Below are 16,340 nucleotides of genomic sequence, written 5' to 3' on the forward strand. Positions count from 1 at the left end.
CCTAATAAAGTAGCCCAACCTTTTCCCATTACCACTAGGCAATCATTCTTTACAAAATGGATGGATAAAAATTGAATCTACGTTTAATTCTCTATGAACAATTCTATTACCTTTGTATTTATTACAGATGAAACTTTCTCAATAATTGCATGTAAAATGAAATAAATTTTTAAAAGAACCGTATGAAGAACAGACTTGTTTTTTTACCTAACGGTAGGTTGAAAATAAAAATAATTCATGATATGTTTTATGAAAGGAGGCGTTACAATGAGTAAAAGTGAAGAAACCTTCTCTTCAATTATGGATGTTAGTTACCGATTATTTGCTGAATACGGCATTGCTAAAACAACTTATACGATGATTGCTGAGGAAGTTGGGATTGCAAAACCATCTATATATTATTACTTTAAATCTAAAGATTCTTTAATTGAAGTTATCTTTACTGAATTATGCAAGGCTATGCAGTTTTCTGCGTTTTTCGATACAGAAGCATTTACGAAAGAAAATTTTGTTGAGAAATGTGTTGAAATTGGCTTTAAAATGATAGATGAACAGCTTAACGATCCATATTTTAATCGTGTGTTGCAAGAATATGTATTACTATCTTCAAGAAACGATATGTACAAAGAGCGATTACTAACTGTGCAAACAGAATATTTACAAGGATTTGAATCACTCCTTACAAAAGCAACTGAACTTCAATTAATTGAAAATAAAAACCTAGTTTCAAAAGCTCATATGTTAGCATTAGTGCTTGATAATATCGGGAATTTTATGATGTTACATGTAGATATGAATTATAAACAAATATGGCTTGAGGCTGTAAACAGCATTTTTGAAAGAAGGGATTGAAGTGAATACAAAAAAGCGCATTATCGGATTGGATTTTGCTAGAGCTTTGGCGATGTTTGGTATGCTGCTTGTTAATTTTATGGTGATAACAGGTGCAGAAGGAAATGGTCCCCCATTTTTAATAACTTTCATGTCACTTTTTGAAGGTAGAGCTTCTGCCTTATTTGTTATACTTGCTGGAATTGGCATATCTTTAATGACTAGATCATCTGTTGCTAGCAATGAAAAAATAAAAATTTCTAATAGACGAAAAATCATATGGAAACGGGCACTATTCTTATTTATTTTAGGATTACTTTTATACGTAATGGAGTGGACTGGGGATATATTACACTACTACGGTGTTTACCTTTTCGTTGCTGCATTACTCATTACAGTACGAAAAAAAGCATTACTATTGTTATCTATTATTATCCTACTCTTGGCACAATCTCTTCAGCTTACTTTCAATACTTTCGAAGGTTGGGGAGGCCCTACTCCATTTATAAACTATGTAGACTTCTGGACAGTAAACGGTTTTCTTCGCAATCTATTCTTTAATGGTTATCACCCTTTTTTCCCTTGGTTTTCGTTCTTCTTAATCGGTATGATAATTGGCCGGCTAGACCTTCATAATAGGAGAATTAGAAAGAGATTACTCTTTCTCGGTATTACAACCACAATATTGACAGAACTTTTATCAGAAGGACTTACCTACTACTTTATTCCATACATCGGCAAAGAGGCAGCTACATTTTTGTTTAATACAGGACCCATTTTACCAAATTTATTATACATTTTATCTGCTACTGGATCAGTCTTTTCTATATTAATAATTTGCCTCTATATCACTGAAAAATTTGAAAATAATTGGTTTGTTACTTCCATTGTACAAACCGGACAATTAACATTAACTCATTATGTAAGTCATGTATTTATCGGGATTGGGACATTAATTCTATTAAATAGAATGGAACATCAAACACTACTTTTTGTTTTATTATTTGCTACTGCATTTTTCATTTTCAGTATTTTGTTTAGCGTATTATGGAGAAAGAAATTTTCTAGAGGACCTATCGAATGGATTATGAGGAAATTAGCTAGTTAATTTACCTTCATACAAAAAGGAAGTTGGAATCATTCCAACTTCCTTTTTTCTTTACTGAGCTGCACTTAATTTAATGCGGACTTTTGTCTCACCTACAGATAGTTCATCGTCTTCAGTCGTTAAGTTACCAAATGAAAATTGCTTAACGAGTAAATTTTCTTCCAACAGATCTTTATGATTCGTTAATGTTTGCTTCAGCTCTTCCTCTGTATCAAGAATAACATCCACTCGTAAATTTACTGGTAAATTCAACTGCTTACGATATTCTTGAACGGCGCGAATAAACTCACGTGCTACTCCTTCTTGTAACAATTCTTCCGTTACATTTGTATCTAACATTACTGTATATTGTCCGTTAGTCGTATTAGAGAAGCCTGATTTTGCAACTTTTTCAACCATTACATCTTCAGCTGTTACAACTATTTCTTCTCCTGAGGCTGCTTCGTAAACTGCTCTTTCTGTAGATACAAAGTTTTGTACCTCGTCTTGTGATAATTGTTTTAGCCAACCATTTACTGCATTTACATTCTTACCGAACTTCGGTCCCGCCGTTTTAAAATTCAGCTTTAATTGATAGGATGTATACTTCGTTTCATCTAGTTCAACGTGGAACGATTTTACATTTAGTTCATCCATAACGATATCACGATAAGATTCCCAATCCATATCATTCTCGTTATGCTCCAGTAGTACGAGTTCTGCTAGCGGTTGTTTTACTTTTAAAGAATGTTGATTACGGTTACTTCTTCCAAGTTCAACAACTTGTAAAACAGCATCCATTTCCGCTTCTAATTTAGGTTGTAGTAATGTTTCATTTACAACTGGATAACCCTCTAAATGAACGCTACTTCCAGTTAAATTCAAATGAATATCTTCAGCGACAAACGGTGTAAATGGTGCAATTAGTTTACTAATTGTTACAAGCACTTCATGAAGTGTCTCATATGCAGCTGCTTTTTCAGCATTCATACCAGATTCCCAGAAACGATTACGTGATCGTCTTACGTACCAGTTACTTACTTCATCTACAAGCGCCACGATTTCACGAGCTGCATTCGTAAATTGATAATCATCAAGCGCTGTTCTCACTTTTTTCGTTGTGCTATGCAATCTTGATAATACCCATTCATCTAATTTCGTCCGCTTTACATCATACGTTTCGTTCGGATTATACTTATCTAAATTTGCATATAAAACGTAGAAGCTATACACATTGACTAACGTATCTACAAATTTAGATTTTGCTTCCAGTACTGTTCTTTCAGAAAAACGCTTTGCATTCCACGGAGCACTGTCAACGAGTAGAGCCCATCTTAGAGCATCTGCACCAAACTTCTCTACTAAATCAACTGGATCTAGTGCATTCCCTTTACTTTTAGACATTTTCTGTCCTTCCTCATCTAGAACATGCCCTAGTGATAACACTCGTTTATACGGTACTTTTCCTGTATATAGTGCTGATACAGCTAATAAACTATAAAACCAGCCGCGTGTTTGATCAATTCCTTCTGCAATTACATCTGCTGGAAACTGTTCTTCAAATAACTCTTTATTTTCAAACGGATAATGATATTGCGCAAATGGCATGGAACCACTATCAAACCAAACATCAATTACTTCTGGTGTACGATTCATTGTACTTCCGCATTTTTCGCAGCAAACTTGCACTTCATCTACATACGGCTTATGCAATTCTAAATCTTCCGGTGTTTCTTTCGTACTATGCTTTCTTAAATCAGCAATGCTTTTCGGTGCGAATTGATGATCGCAATTTTCACATTCCCAAATATTTAATGGTGTTCCCCAATATCTATTTCGGCTAATATTCCAGTCCACCATGTTTTCTAAAAACTTACCAAAGCGTCCATGTTTCATATGATCTGGATACCAAGTAACAGTATCGTTATTTTGTAAAAATGTTTCCTTAATTGCAGTCGTTCGGATTAACCAACTCTCTCCTGCATAATAAAGAAGCGGTGAATCACAACGCCAGCAATGCGGGTAACTATGTTCATACTTTTCTTTATGGTATAGTAAACCTTCCTTCGCTAAATAACGAACGATATCTACGTCACAATCTTTTACAAATTTACCTTTCAAAAATGGTACTGCTTCTGTATACTCACCTTTCTCATCTACAACATGTAAGAATGACAATCCTTCACTTTGAACGACTCTATAATCGTCTTCCCCATATGCTGGAGCGATATGAACAAGTCCTGTACCACTATCTGCCGTTACGAAATCTGCTCCGATTACACGGTAACCATTTGTAACTTCTTTCATTGGAAACGGTGCTGTATAAGAAGTATTTAATAATTCTTCCCCTTTATGAACAGATAGTACTTCATAGTTTTCTTTTAATACATCTTGCACACGTTCTTTCGCAACAATGTATACATGACCTTCTTGTTTCGCTTTAACATATTCCATATTTGGATGTACAGCGAGTGCAACATTTGCTGGAAGTGTCCAAGGTGTTGTTGTCCAACCTAGGAAATATTCATTTTCACTATCTTTTACTTTAAACTTAACTGTTGCACTTAAATCTTTTACTGTTTTATACCCTTGTGCAACCTCATGTGAACTTAGTGAAGTTTGACAACTTGGGCAATATGGTGAAACTCTATGCCCTTTATACAATAATCCTTTTTCATGAATCGTCCCTAAAATATGCCATACACTTTCGATATATGGATTCTTTAACGTAACGTATGGATCATCCATATCTACCCAATAACCGATACTTTCAGTGAATTCACGCCACTGCTTCTCGTATGTGAATACACTCTCTTTACACTTCTTAATAAATGGCTCAATTCCATACTCTTCGATTTCATGTTTACCAGAAATACCGAGTTGCTTCTCAACACCTAATTCTACAGGCAAACCGTGTGTATCCCATCCCGCTTTTCTTAACACTTTATAACCAGCCATCGTTTTATATCTTGCTACTACATCTTTAATTGTTCGTCCAAGTGCATGACCTACATGCGGTAGTCCGTTCGCCGTTGGTGGTCCTTCATAAAACACAAAAGATTGTGCGCCTTCTCGATTCTGAATTGATTGCTCGAAAATGCTTTGCTCGTTCCACTGTTTACGAATACGTGTTTCTCTCCCTACAGCTGACTCTTTTACATCTACTTTCTTCATCTACAATCACTCCTTTGAATATTTTAAAGCACACAAAAAACCCGTCCCTATGAAGTAGGGACGGGTTTACCCGCGATACCACCCTAATTCTATTAGCTCTTCACTAATAGCACTTAGCAACGTACTATCATACGTGTTCTTTGTAACGGTAGACATCCGTCCGGGCTTACTCACTTTCAGCCTCGGCTCCTCGGAGATGATTTTCAAATAACGTCTGCACACCGGCTTTCAGCAACATACCGGCTCTCTGGGGAACAGTACACTATTTTACTCTTTCTCGTCTTCAGATTTGTATACTTTGTTAAAAGCTATTTTATTCCATCGGGCAATAAATTGTCAACTAATTCAAAATATATTTTCACTCTTTTTCCCTATTCGTATACAATTACTTTTCAAATTCTCGCAATGCTGCTAAGTTTTCATCATCCTCGATAAGTTCAGCGAAAAATCCTGACTCATCCTCACGAAGTACAATTTCAAGCTCTTCTTTCGCCTCTTCCATTCTGTTTAACTGTGCTAAATAACAAGCACGATCGTATCTTGCTAACAAATCACTCTCATCAATTGTTAATACTTCATTTGTTATTTTTTCTGCCTTTATCGTTTGTCCGGCACCATGATACGAAGATGCTAAAGAAAGCAGAATTGCGGTTTCATTTGGATGGTGTATACAAGCATTTTTCAATACATGAATTGCCTCTTCAAACCTTTCTTGACTTTGATACATTTCTCCTAAAGCAAGAAACGCTCTACTTACAAACGGTGTTTGCTCCGTTAATTGTAAGGTAATCTTTTCTGCTTTTCTTACTTCTCCTGCTTTAAAGAAGACTTGTGCTTGCAGAAGAAGGGTATCATAATCATCTGGTAACTCTCGAACCATTTGCTTCGTTAATTCCGAAGCATCTCGTAACATATCTTCCCCCTCACACTCTATGAAAAGATTTACAAGTTGCTTCGCTACATCGTAATCCCATTTATGTTCTAACGATGTTTGCAATACATCTACTGCTTCTTTATACATCGCCACATTCTCGTAAAATAGTGCAAATCGCTGCGCTGCCATACTATTTTTCGAATTTAGCTTTAAGGAAATTTCATATAAATCAATGATTGTAGTAATAATCGAAATTTCTTTCGCACGGTTTTTCATACGATAAAAAGCTCTCGTAAATATGGATTTTTTCGGCTGTTCATTTTGTTGACGTTCAATCCATCTTTCTGTAACCGCAGATGCAGCATACATAAATGCCATACTTCTTTCTACTTTTTTCACTTTTAATGTATGAAGAAAATCTCGTATGTTAGACAATTTCTTATGTTGTTCTATCGCTTTTACATATACATCAAATATACGTTCATTCTTTACATCTTTTTGTATCACTTTCATTGCAATTTCAATCGCTTTTGCATTTCTATTTTTCACTAATACTTTTGCATAATGATATAGAACTTCTGTATGCTCACCATCTACTTGTAGTGCTTCTTCAATCTGCGCTTGTTCTTTATCTATTTCATCCATCGCTCCATATACGTAGGCAATCGCATCTAATCGCCATATTTCAGGTACTTCGTCTGCTAATTGTTCCAGTTCAGTCAGCAACTCTTCCTGAAGATTCATCTCTACTGAAAGCTGTGCCAAATATTCCATATTAATATGCAGCGGCTCTTCTTTCATTGCCTGAACCATATGACTTTGTTCTTTAGAGCGGTTTTCTTCTTTTTCGTATATTTCTGCAAGCTGTAAATGTACACCTACGAAATTCCCATCAAGCTCTAAACATGTTTCATACGCTTGTTTTGCTTCCACCAATTGCCCTAATGCCATAAGTGTTTCACCAATTCGGTAATAAGGTAATGCTGTTGCCTTTTGTTCTATCGCCTTATTATATCTTTTCATCGCTTGGCCGTACTGCCCAATAGATTCATATAAAATACCTGTATAACAACCGAATTCACTTACTTCATTTCTTTCTTTGTGTAGCGTTCTTAAAAATGCTATCCCTCGTTGTACAAATACAGTTCCTTTAATTCGATTCACATATTCATCTAACGCACTTGCTACATTATATTCGCTCTGCTTTATACCACTCTCTAACCTAGACAACGCTACTTTAAACCCTTCTTCATTTCCACCAAGTTCAACCTCAGCATCCCATAAAACCATTCCCGCATTCATATGAAAATCTTGGCTCTTTTCAATTTGTTTTTCAATACCGAGAATATATTCTTTTGCTTCCTTGTATTGCTCTCTTGCCATATAAACTTGTGTAAGTCCGAAATGAGAATAAACATCCTCATCATTTTCTTCTAAAGCACGCTTATACAATACTTCTGCTTCTTCAAGACTATCATTTTGAAAGTGATAATCACCTAATTTTACGTATAGAGGTGCTTTATCATCACAATTCTCAATACCTTTTGATAAAATTTCTTTCGTACTTTCCTCATCCTTCAAATCAGATTCGTATATTTCCGAAAGTTTCGTATAAATGTAAGGTGCATTGCTATCCAAATGAATCGCTATTTTAAGCCCTTTTATCGCTAAATGTAATTTCCCTAAATGATGCGCACATCTCGCTCGCTCATACCATACATGTGCTTCATTTTTATACTCTTTTAACAGATCGTTAAAGATTTCATACGCTTCTTCATATCTTTCTAAATCTATTAATATTAACCCGTGATTCGTTAAAGTGAATCTTTCTGGACTACGTTCTAAAGCAACTTGAGAAAACTGCAATGCCTTTTCAGATTGATCGATATACATATATGATAATGCGAGAAAACTCCAAGCAATCGGCTGATCTGCATCTAATTGTAATGAGGAACGAAAACTTGAAATTGCTTCTATATAACTTTCCTGTTCAAAAGCATATCTTCCGTTTATTAAATGATATAAAGCACGATTATTTTTCTTCTCAACACTCGCGAGCATTTGCCCTGCTTTTTCTAATTCTTGAAGGCGAATAAAGCACTGCGCACCATGTAATTTAACAAAATCTGAGTTCGGAAACCTCTCCATTAACTTTTCAATACAAGATAAAATAAACTTATTATCTACTTCAACATCTAAATGTTTAATCGTATATAACCACGTATTCGGATTATCACTCGTCTCTTTTAAAAACTGTACTAAGCTATGAATCCCATCTTTATCTTGTTCATCTAAATGATCCGTTAAAGAAAAAATGGATTTAAAATAATGATTTTCTTCTTCATTTAAAAATGATAATTGTTCCTTCTTTTCTTTCGGAACAAACGTAATCGCTAAACAACCTGTATAACGATATTTTTCTTGTAACTTACTATATTCCACAATAACTGGTTCTATAAAGTTCGGATCTTGAACATAAAAAGCTTGTAACGTATCATCATATCCAGCTAGCACTTGCACATGTGAAGCATGCTCAATATCTATACTTAATAAAACGGGAATCCCCTGATCTAGCAGTCTCTTATAATTTTCCACATTCCCTTTAAAATAACGATATTCATAACCTAATTCTTCTAAATAAGAAACAGTATCTGAAAACTTCGAGCCAGTCATATCAAAAATAAACTCTGCTATTTCATCTTGTGTACGTTTTTCTCCCCATAACTGCAACATCATTTCTAAACTTGTCGGCACACAATAATTATCCTTTTGTACAATTGGAACTATAGGTAAGTGAACCTTTTTTCCATCTGGATTTTTTTCTAAATTATGATATAAAGACTCTTTTAAACTTTTTTCTTCTTTTAATAACTGTTGTAAATCTACAAGTTTATTCATTTTGTAAAACGCTTCTGCACGTAAATGTACAAAATAAGCTTTATAAGCATGATAAGGAAGCTGATTATTTATATTATCTATTACCGCTAACATCTCTTCATACTTCTCTAAATCTAATAAATATTTTACCTTTTCAAAATGAAAATATGGTACTTGCGGGAACTTTACAATCGCATCATCAATTAGCTGTAATGCACGTTTTTGTTCTCCTTTATTCGCATATAACTGTGATAATAAATAGGTAGATAACTCTTCACAATCTTTATGCTGCATGCCAGCTATAAATTGTTCTTCTGCTTTCTCCCATTCACCTGTATGCATATAGACGTAGCCCCATTTATCAAATACAGCACGTGCACTGTACTCTTCTGCCTTTTTCATATAAAAAAGGGCTTCTTCATTTCGTTTCATTTCTAGCAAACATCGTACTAACGTAAAATATGTTTTCGCTAAAAGATCAACTTCTATTTCTTCTTTATTTACCTCTTCTAACGAATCTTTTAACAACTGTTCTACTTCAAGTATTTTCCGCTCATCAATTAACTCATCACAATATAAAGAGAGCGTTCTCATATTTGGGAATTTTTTATATGCATAGCGAATGAGGAATGAACTGTATTGGTGCATAAGCCCTTCATCAGTAAGACGTATTAATATATCAAACTCTTTATGTGAAGGAATATTAGCAAGCCAATTCTTCAAATAAGATAAAGTATTCTTTTCTTTTATATATGAAATTTCATTATTTATTTCCTGTAATCCATCTATAAATCTCTTGTCTTTCAAACAAGCATCTAACTGCTTAAAATCTAGCATGTATTCACCTCGAATATTTATTTAAACTGCTACTTGCTTAGATTTTACACATCATATAGTAGGTATTCAACTAAAATCACTTATAATGAGTGGTATTAATTAATATTATTCAAATTTATAACAAAATATAGTAAAAATGATTGTTTTTCTCTGTATTTTGTTTGATTATATGTAATAACGTAACATGTGAATCTTATCTTTCGAAAGGTGAACTCTGTACATAAAATTATATCGTCGATAATTCAAATATATCAGCGATTCTTTCGTTTTATCGGCGATTTTCAAAATATATCGACCGATTCTTAACATATATCAGCGATTATATGTCGAATATCGACTTATCGACAATAAATGACATTTTTTCATTTATCAAATTGCAAATATACAAAAACACCGTAATCATCACTAGGAAACACACCAGTTGAAGTTAATGCCGAATTCCCAAATATAGATACTTTTTCAATTGAAGAAAATTCATTAACAAGTACAATCACAATCTAAACAATCCGTACAGTCTACATCGCCACAATCTGATTTTCTCTTTCTTTTGTTTCTTTTAAGATAATAATACAGCAGCCAAATCAGTAGTGCGCAAATAACAAAAGCTATTATTGCTTCTGTATACTTGTTTTGAATTATAAAACCGATTCCACTTCCGCCTGAAATAAAAATTAGAATTAAGTAAACCCAGAACATTTATGTAAATACCTCCGTTACTATATACCTTAAGATAATATCCATATAACACTAGACGAAATGGATAACCCCATACCATTACCGCTTAATACACCGGTAGTTACTTTTAGCAAATTTGTGCTGCTTCTCCATTTCTACTTTTGGATGAATCCATCAATGAGTAACGGAATTTGAGCAGAAAATGATAGTATGATTGCCAAAAGAAATGAAGGGGTTATATAAAAATAAATTGGAAACATTAAAATACCGATAAGCATGCCTGTACAACGCGCACATAAAGGTATGTACTTTTGTAGTTTAAGGAAACTTCTCTCCGCTCTTCTATGACAAGGAATTTGCAAAATTAAAGTTCGGATCAATATGAATCACCCTCTCTAAAAAGATTTTAATTGATTTTGCAAAAGAATTATATATCTAATAAAAAAACAAACCAGGTTCATACTAAAACCGGTTTGTCAGTTTACTACTATGCTACATCTCCTCAGGAGCATCCACCCCAAGTAAACGTAATCCTTCTTTTAATACAACCGTCACAGCATACACTAATGCCAGTCTGCTATCTTTCTCTTCGCTCTCTTCCAATATACGCACATTTCCATAATATTTATTAAACGATTGTGCTACATCTAATACGTATTTCGAAATGATTGATGGCTCATTTTTGGTGAAGGCTGCTTCAATTATTTGCGGGAATTTGTTTAGTAATTTTACGACACTCCAACTATGATCATCTTTTAATACAAACGTACACGTTTCAAATTCTACACTTTCTTTTCTTAAAATAGAGCAAGCACGTGCATGTGTGTACTGGACATATGGGCCTGTTTCACCTTCAAATTTCAGCATGTTTTCTAATGAAAATTCGATATTGTGCATACGTTCGTTTTTTAAATCGTGGAAGATGACTGCACCAACACCGACTTGCTTTGCTACTTCTTCTTTTTGCTTTAAGTTTGGATTTTTCTCTTCAATATTTTGTTTTGCAAGTTCGATTGCTTCCTCAAGTACCTCTTCAAGTAAAATAACTCTCCCTTTACGTGTCGACATTTTCTTACCATCTTTTAAAATGAACCCAAACGGTACATGTTCCATTCCATCAACCCAAGTATATCCAAGCTTTTTTAATACAGTGAAAAATTGATTGAAGTGTAAACTTTGTTCCGGGCCAACTACATATAATGCTTTATCAAATGCGTATGTGTTTTGACGATATAACGCTGCTGTTAAGTCACGCGTTGCGTAAATAGTCGCACCATCTGATTTTCTAATTAAGCAAGGCGGCATTCCCTCTTCTTCTAAATTAACAACTAATGCACCTTCTGACTCTTCAAGCAAATCATGTTCCTCTAAAATCCCAATAAAGTCTTCCATTAAATTATTATAAAAAGCTTCTCCTTGATAATTAGTAAATTCAACACCGAGAAGTTCATAAATACGAGAAAATTCTTTTAAGGATTCGTGGCGGAACCAATTCCAAAGCTCAACTGCTTCTTCATCACCTTCTTCTAATTTCTTAAACCAAGCGCGTCCATCTTCTTCTAGTTCTTCGTCGTCTTTTACCTCTTCATGGAATTGAACATATAACTTAAATAGTTCACGTATTGGATCCTCTTTAACTACTGCTTCATTTCCCCATTTTTTATAGGCGGTAATTAACTTTCCAAACTGTGTTCCCCAATCCCCAATATAATTAATTCCTACAACTTCATAGCCACATTTTTCAGCGATATGTTTCAGGGAATTTCCAATCATTGTAGAACGTAAATGCCCCATCGAAAAAGGTTTCGCGATATTTGGAGAGGAATAATCGATAACGACCGTTTTTTCACAGCCAATGTGATTTTGGCCGTACTCTTCTTTCTCCGCTAAAACCGTTTTTAATACTGCATCACTTACAGTTTCACGATTAAAAAATACATTTACGTAAGGACCAACAGCCTCTGTTTTCGTAAAGAACGGGTCACTTAATTTCTCCGTAACTTCCTTTGCGATTAAAGCTGGTGATTTTTTATATTGCTTCGCAAGTGAAAAACATGGGAACGCTGCATCTCCAAAATCATCTTGTTTTGGTGTTTCAATTAAGTCTAAAATTTGGTTTTGCGTTAATTCATCCTTTAAAATACTGGATAAACTTTTCGCAAAATGCGTGTTATAATCCATGAAATAACCTCCTTATTTTTTAAAACACAAAAAACTCGTCTCTAAAAAAGAGACGAGTTTTAACCCGTGGTACCACCCTTGTTGTTCATTACGAACCACTTTCCCGTTTATAACGAGGACAGGGGGCCTCGGCTTACTCTACTATTCGTTCAAGAAGCATCTCCGAAGTGCGCTTCATCTTTTTCTTCCGCACTAGGCTCACACCATCCCTAGCTCGCTTTCCGTCTAAAAAAGACTACTCTCTTCATCACAGACAGTATATTTAATTAATTATTGCTTATTATACATCTTTTCAAACAATTAGCAAAGGTCAATTACACCAAAGTGAAACTTAGCACTTTTTCTTTTGTATACGTGAAAATTATGTTTTTCAAATCTAGAACTACGGAAATGATCTTTCAGAACGACACGCTTTCTCGCCACACGCTTCGCTTCCGCAATTGTTTCGTCAGTAATATCATGATACAAAGCGAAGTGTTTTAACCCTTTTATTCCATCTGATTCTATGACAGTTTCTTCAAACATTGGATCCAGATAAACAACATCATAACTATTATCCTCACATTGTTTTAAAAACTGAAAATGCTCCGTTTGCTTTACATTAATTCGTTGCATTGCTTCATCAATTTCAGAAACGGATGAAGACCATGTTTGCAAACCATTTCCCATGATGTAAGCCATATATTCATTGCCTTCAAGTCCTGTTACTTTTCCGCTTTCACCAACAATATAACTAGCTACAATACTATCTGATGCCATACCGAGCGTACAATCTAACACTGTCATTCCGCTCTCTAATTTAGCAGCTTGTACAAATGGATCGTGTTCTCCGCGCATTAACCTTTTCACACGAAACATCGCTGAGTTTGGATGAAAGAAAAACGACTCTTCCGTACCTTTTGGATAAATAGCTAATCGGTTTTTGCCCACAACAAGTATATCTTGTTCATACTGCTCATGCAGTGTATGTACTGGTATGTCATTACGTTTAACGAAAGAACTATTTAATTCTGCTGCTACCTTATTTGCATAATCTGTCATTTCTTTGTTTGTTCTCCCTGCTGTTGTTACTATCATTGTTTCACCTCTATATAAAGAAAAGAGGGAGATTTACTCTCCCCCTTCTTTAGCAATTCTTTTCGAAAGCTTGTTCTAAGTTCGTAATAATTTCGTCCATAGTTGCACCTTCAATTTCATGACGGTGAATGAAGTGAACAACTTCTTTTCCTTTTAATAATGCCATTGATGGTGAAGATGGAGGAATTTCTCCGAAGTATTCACGCATTTTTGCAGTAGCATCTTTATCTTGACCTGCGAATACAGTTACAAGATGATCAGGTTGTTTTTCAGCACGAACAACTGCTTGACCTGCTGATGGACGTGCTAAACCAGCTGCACAACCACAAACAGAGTTTACAACTACTAAAGTTGTGCCTGCCGTGTTTTCCATAAATTCTGTTACAGCTTCTTCTGTAGTTAACTCTTCAAATCCAGAACGTACTAATTCTTGGCGCATTGGAATTACCATTTGGCGCATGTATTCTTCATAAGCATTTGACATCTTGTAATCTCTCCTTCAACTTTCATTCCAAGTTCATCATATCACGCTCTATTAATAGGTGCAAAAGAAACATAACGATGATTTCATTTTTTTGAAGGGATTTCACAAACCCCTTCACGGCAATGTCCAACTGGGACAAGTTTTCTATTGTTAGCGATATAATCGTATACTTTACTTCCAAATCCAAGTACGATAGATAGCTTTATAAAAGGCACTGCAAACCAATAAGATGGAACAGCCTTTGCTAATACATGTATGCTATGAATTCCGTCATACCACTTACTATTTTTTAAAATATACAATCTTTGTTCCATCTTACTTTGTAGTTCTTGAGAAATTTCATACCTCTCAACTATATCTTCATCTCGAAATGAAACAAATTTCATCTTACCCTTTTTATCTAGTTTTTTCGTACGATCTGCAACCGCCGTACACATCGGACACCAACTATCATAGAAAACAATCATACATTATTCCCCTTTACGAGACTCCGTCATTTGTTTCCATACAGAACCTTTTGCTTCTTCTCCGCCCTCAATACGCTCTAATGCTAGACGCGCTTGCATTGCTACTTCAAACTCTGGATCATCTTGCGCTGCTTTTAATGCTGGAATCGCACTTTCATCTCCAAGTTCAAATAAGAACATCGCTGCACGCCAGCGTACTAATTTACTTGGATCTTTCAGAGATTTAATCATAACGAACATCGCTGCTGGGTCACCTACGTCTGATAAGCAATCGCCCGCTGTACGGCGTACACTTACTGAACGATCTAATAGTGCTTTATATAATAACGGTAATACTTCATCACCTTTTACCATACCTAAATATGCTGTTGCTAAACGACGGATTGAAACTTTTTCATCATCTAACGCCATCTTCAACACTGGAATATCGTCTTCTGTAGGATCCATTTGTTCTAATGCTGCAAAACGGTTTTTCCAGTCAGCATCTTTCATCATCTCTTCTGTTACTTTATATGGCTCACGCTTTTGAATCGTTACTTCAACAGCCCCTGCCTGATTTAATAATTCTGTAACCGTTTCATTTACACGTGCTTCTGAATAAGCAGCAACAATTTCTTCTACTACTTCTTTCCCGATTTCTTCAAAATTACCGTAACGTGTACTTTGTTCCACCCATTTACGTTCTTTTACAACGTTTGGTGCAGACATTTGAACTTTCATAATTGATTCTTTAAAACGATCTGGTAAACCAACACGTTCTTCCGTCGTTCCATCTGTTAACTTTACTTGCATGGGAATTGTAAAGAACATTTGAACAAACACTTTCACTTCTCCAAAATGAGCAAGTTGTTGTTCTTCACTTTCTTCTACTACTTCTTCGCCGAAAACAGCACGAACTTGTTGTAATAAAACTTTCCAGTCATACTTTGCATTTCGCTCCACCGCTAAAAAGTCGGCTACATGATATACACCTTTAATGCCTTCAATTTTCAAAATTTCTTGCACTTGCATTGGCGCTTGTTCTTTATTTTCATTTGTATAATTATTACGCGCTCCCGATGGTAATACTTCATTCAAAATAACTTTCATTGTATTTGGACTTGGCGTCGGTTCAATTGCTTTAATCTTCACGTAAAAAACTCTCCTTTATTGCGTGTTCTTAGGTGTATTGTAACATGTTCCACCTCTCTAAACCTACTCGGATGCTTTATCTTGCTGATTTCTTTCCATCATCATACTTTTTCATTCTTTCTCTTTCCACCTAATTCCCCCAAACCATTGTTTAAAGTCCTCTCTTATTGCGATGCGCCCTCCCGTCTTCTCTCCAAAAAGGTAATACTCTCAATCATAACTTCCGTTCTATATATTCTCTTTCCTTGTTCATCGTCGTAATTACTCGTATGAATACGCCCTGTAATCCCAACAAGAGACCCCTTCGTACAATATTCAGTTACATTCTCAGCCGATTTTCGCCAAACGACACAATTAATAAAATCTACTTGTTGCTCACCTAAACTATTTCGAAAACCTCTATTCACCGCAACACATACTCGTGCATAAGCGACGCCTTGCTTTGTGTAGTATAATTCTGGCTCCTTTGTCAATATACCGATTAATACAACTCGATTCATCATAAGTTATACCACCTCACATATTTTTCTTCATTGTAAAGAAAAATGTGTGGAGGGTAAAAAGTGTAAAATAATATATTTTATAGTAAAAAAAATTATTTCATATCTTATAAAAACAAAAAAGAAACCTAACATATTATAAACA

Annotated in this window: 11 protein-coding genes, 1 pseudogene and 2 other annotated features; of the genes and pseudogenes, 2 read left to right on the plus strand and 10 right to left on the minus strand. The window is 35.0% G+C overall.

Translation table 11 applies throughout. The features are described 5' to 3' along the window. Nucleotides 1-267 precede the first annotated feature (267 nt). Together ACYVEC_RS17635 and ACYVEC_RS17640 are read left to right on the plus strand one after the other, a co-directional pair. Complete coding sequence (locus tag ACYVEC_RS17635; RefSeq protein ID WP_098556218.1) at nucleotides 268-852, plus strand: TetR/AcrR family transcriptional regulator; 585 nt, start codon at nucleotides 268-270, stop codon at nucleotides 850-852. A 1-nt stretch (nucleotide 853) separates the two neighbouring features. Further along, complete coding sequence (locus ACYVEC_RS17640) at nucleotides 854-1,939, plus strand: DUF418 domain-containing protein (RefSeq protein ID WP_142332785.1); 1,086 nt, start codon at nucleotides 854-856, stop codon at nucleotides 1,937-1,939. A 51-nt stretch (nucleotides 1,940-1,990) separates the two neighbouring features. Here ACYVEC_RS17640 and ileS read toward each other — a convergent pair whose 3' ends face one another. The 10 genes and pseudogenes from ileS to ACYVEC_RS17690 all read right to left on the minus strand — a co-directional run bounded on the left by ileS (nucleotide 1,991) and on the right by ACYVEC_RS17690 (nucleotide 16,198). Then, nucleotides 1,991-5,092, minus strand: a complete 3,102-nt coding sequence (ileS, locus tag ACYVEC_RS17645) for an isoleucine--tRNA ligase (RefSeq protein ID WP_275718875.1) — start codon at nucleotides 5,090-5,092, stop codon at nucleotides 1,991-1,993. A 53-nt stretch (nucleotides 5,093-5,145) separates the two neighbouring features. Next, nucleotides 5,146-5,385: a binding site (T-box leader), on the minus strand. 92 nt (nucleotides 5,386-5,477) lie between these two features. Continuing rightward, nucleotides 5,478-9,680, minus strand: a complete 4,203-nt coding sequence (locus ACYVEC_RS17650) for a bacteriocin-processing peptidase family protein (protein WP_098556223.1) — start codon at nucleotides 9,678-9,680, stop codon at nucleotides 5,478-5,480. 477 nt (nucleotides 9,681-10,157) lie between these two features. Beyond that, complete coding sequence (locus ACYVEC_RS17655) at nucleotides 10,158-10,376, minus strand: hypothetical protein (protein ID WP_063223267.1); 219 nt, start codon at nucleotides 10,374-10,376, stop codon at nucleotides 10,158-10,160. 29 nt (nucleotides 10,377-10,405) lie between these two features. Beyond that, nucleotides 10,406-10,735, minus strand: a pseudogene (locus ACYVEC_RS17660) (DUF2085 domain-containing protein). 112 nt (nucleotides 10,736-10,847) lie between these two features. Next, on the minus strand, nucleotides 10,848-12,536 hold the full coding sequence (gene argS, locus ACYVEC_RS17665) for an arginine--tRNA ligase (protein ID WP_199677619.1): 1,689 nt from the start codon (nucleotides 12,534-12,536) through the stop codon (nucleotides 10,848-10,850). 45 nt (nucleotides 12,537-12,581) lie between these two features. After that, nucleotides 12,582-12,796 (minus strand) — a binding site (T-box leader). Between the two features lie 40 nt (nucleotides 12,797-12,836). Then, complete coding sequence (locus tag ACYVEC_RS17670) at nucleotides 12,837-13,613, minus strand: class I SAM-dependent methyltransferase (RefSeq protein WP_063223265.1); 777 nt, start codon at nucleotides 13,611-13,613, stop codon at nucleotides 12,837-12,839. A 49-nt stretch (nucleotides 13,614-13,662) separates the two neighbouring features. Continuing rightward, a complete protein-coding gene (locus ACYVEC_RS17675; RefSeq protein WP_000063705.1) occupies nucleotides 13,663-14,097 on the minus strand; it encodes a BrxA/BrxB family bacilliredoxin in 435 nt (144 codons plus the stop codon). A gap of 83 nt (nucleotides 14,098-14,180) precedes the next feature. Continuing rightward, complete coding sequence (locus ACYVEC_RS17680) at nucleotides 14,181-14,564, minus strand: thiol-disulfide oxidoreductase DCC family protein (RefSeq protein WP_063223264.1); 384 nt, start codon at nucleotides 14,562-14,564, stop codon at nucleotides 14,181-14,183. A gap of 3 nt (nucleotides 14,565-14,567) precedes the next feature. Continuing rightward, nucleotides 14,568-15,695, minus strand: a complete 1,128-nt coding sequence (locus ACYVEC_RS17685; RefSeq protein ID WP_275718874.1) for a conserved virulence factor C family protein — start codon at nucleotides 15,693-15,695, stop codon at nucleotides 14,568-14,570. A gap of 164 nt (nucleotides 15,696-15,859) precedes the next feature. Then, nucleotides 15,860-16,198 (minus strand): single-stranded DNA-binding protein, encoded by a 339-nt coding sequence (locus ACYVEC_RS17690; protein ID WP_460507511.1) that lies wholly within the window; start codon nucleotides 16,196-16,198, stop codon nucleotides 15,860-15,862. Nucleotides 16,199-16,340 lie beyond the last annotated feature (142 nt).

It is taken from the genome of Bacillus sp. MN7755 (assembly GCF_054771475.1).

Excerpts from the sequence above, each read along its gene's own strand:
- ACYVEC_RS17635 (WP_098556218.1), top strand. The coding sequence starts at position 268 with ATGAGTAAAAGTGAAGAAACCTTCTCTTCAATTATGGATGTTAGTTAC.
- ileS (WP_275718875.1), bottom strand. The coding sequence starts at position 5,092 with ATGAAGAAAGTAGATGTAAAAGAGTCAGCTGTAGGGAGAGAAACACGT.
- ACYVEC_RS17650 (WP_098556223.1), bottom strand. The coding sequence starts at position 9,680 with ATGCTAGATTTTAAGCAGTTAGATGCTTGTTTGAAAGACAAGAGATTT.
- ACYVEC_RS17655 (WP_063223267.1), bottom strand. The coding sequence starts at position 10,376 with ATGTTCTGGGTTTACTTAATTCTAATTTTTATTTCAGGCGGAAGTGGA.
- argS (WP_199677619.1), bottom strand. The coding sequence starts at position 12,536 with ATGGATTATAACACGCATTTTGCGAAAAGTTTATCCAGTATTTTAAAG.
- ACYVEC_RS17670 (WP_063223265.1), bottom strand. The coding sequence starts at position 13,613 with ATGATAGTAACAACAGCAGGGAGAACAAACAAAGAAATGACAGATTAT.
- ACYVEC_RS17675 (WP_000063705.1), bottom strand. The coding sequence starts at position 14,097 with ATGTCAAATGCTTATGAAGAATACATGCGCCAAATGGTAATTCCAATG.
- ACYVEC_RS17680 (WP_063223264.1), bottom strand. The coding sequence starts at position 14,564 with ATGATTGTTTTCTATGATAGTTGGTGTCCGATGTGTACGGCGGTTGCA.
- ACYVEC_RS17690 (WP_460507511.1), bottom strand. The coding sequence starts at position 16,198 with ATGATGAATCGAGTTGTATTAATCGGTATATTGACAAAGGAGCCAGAA.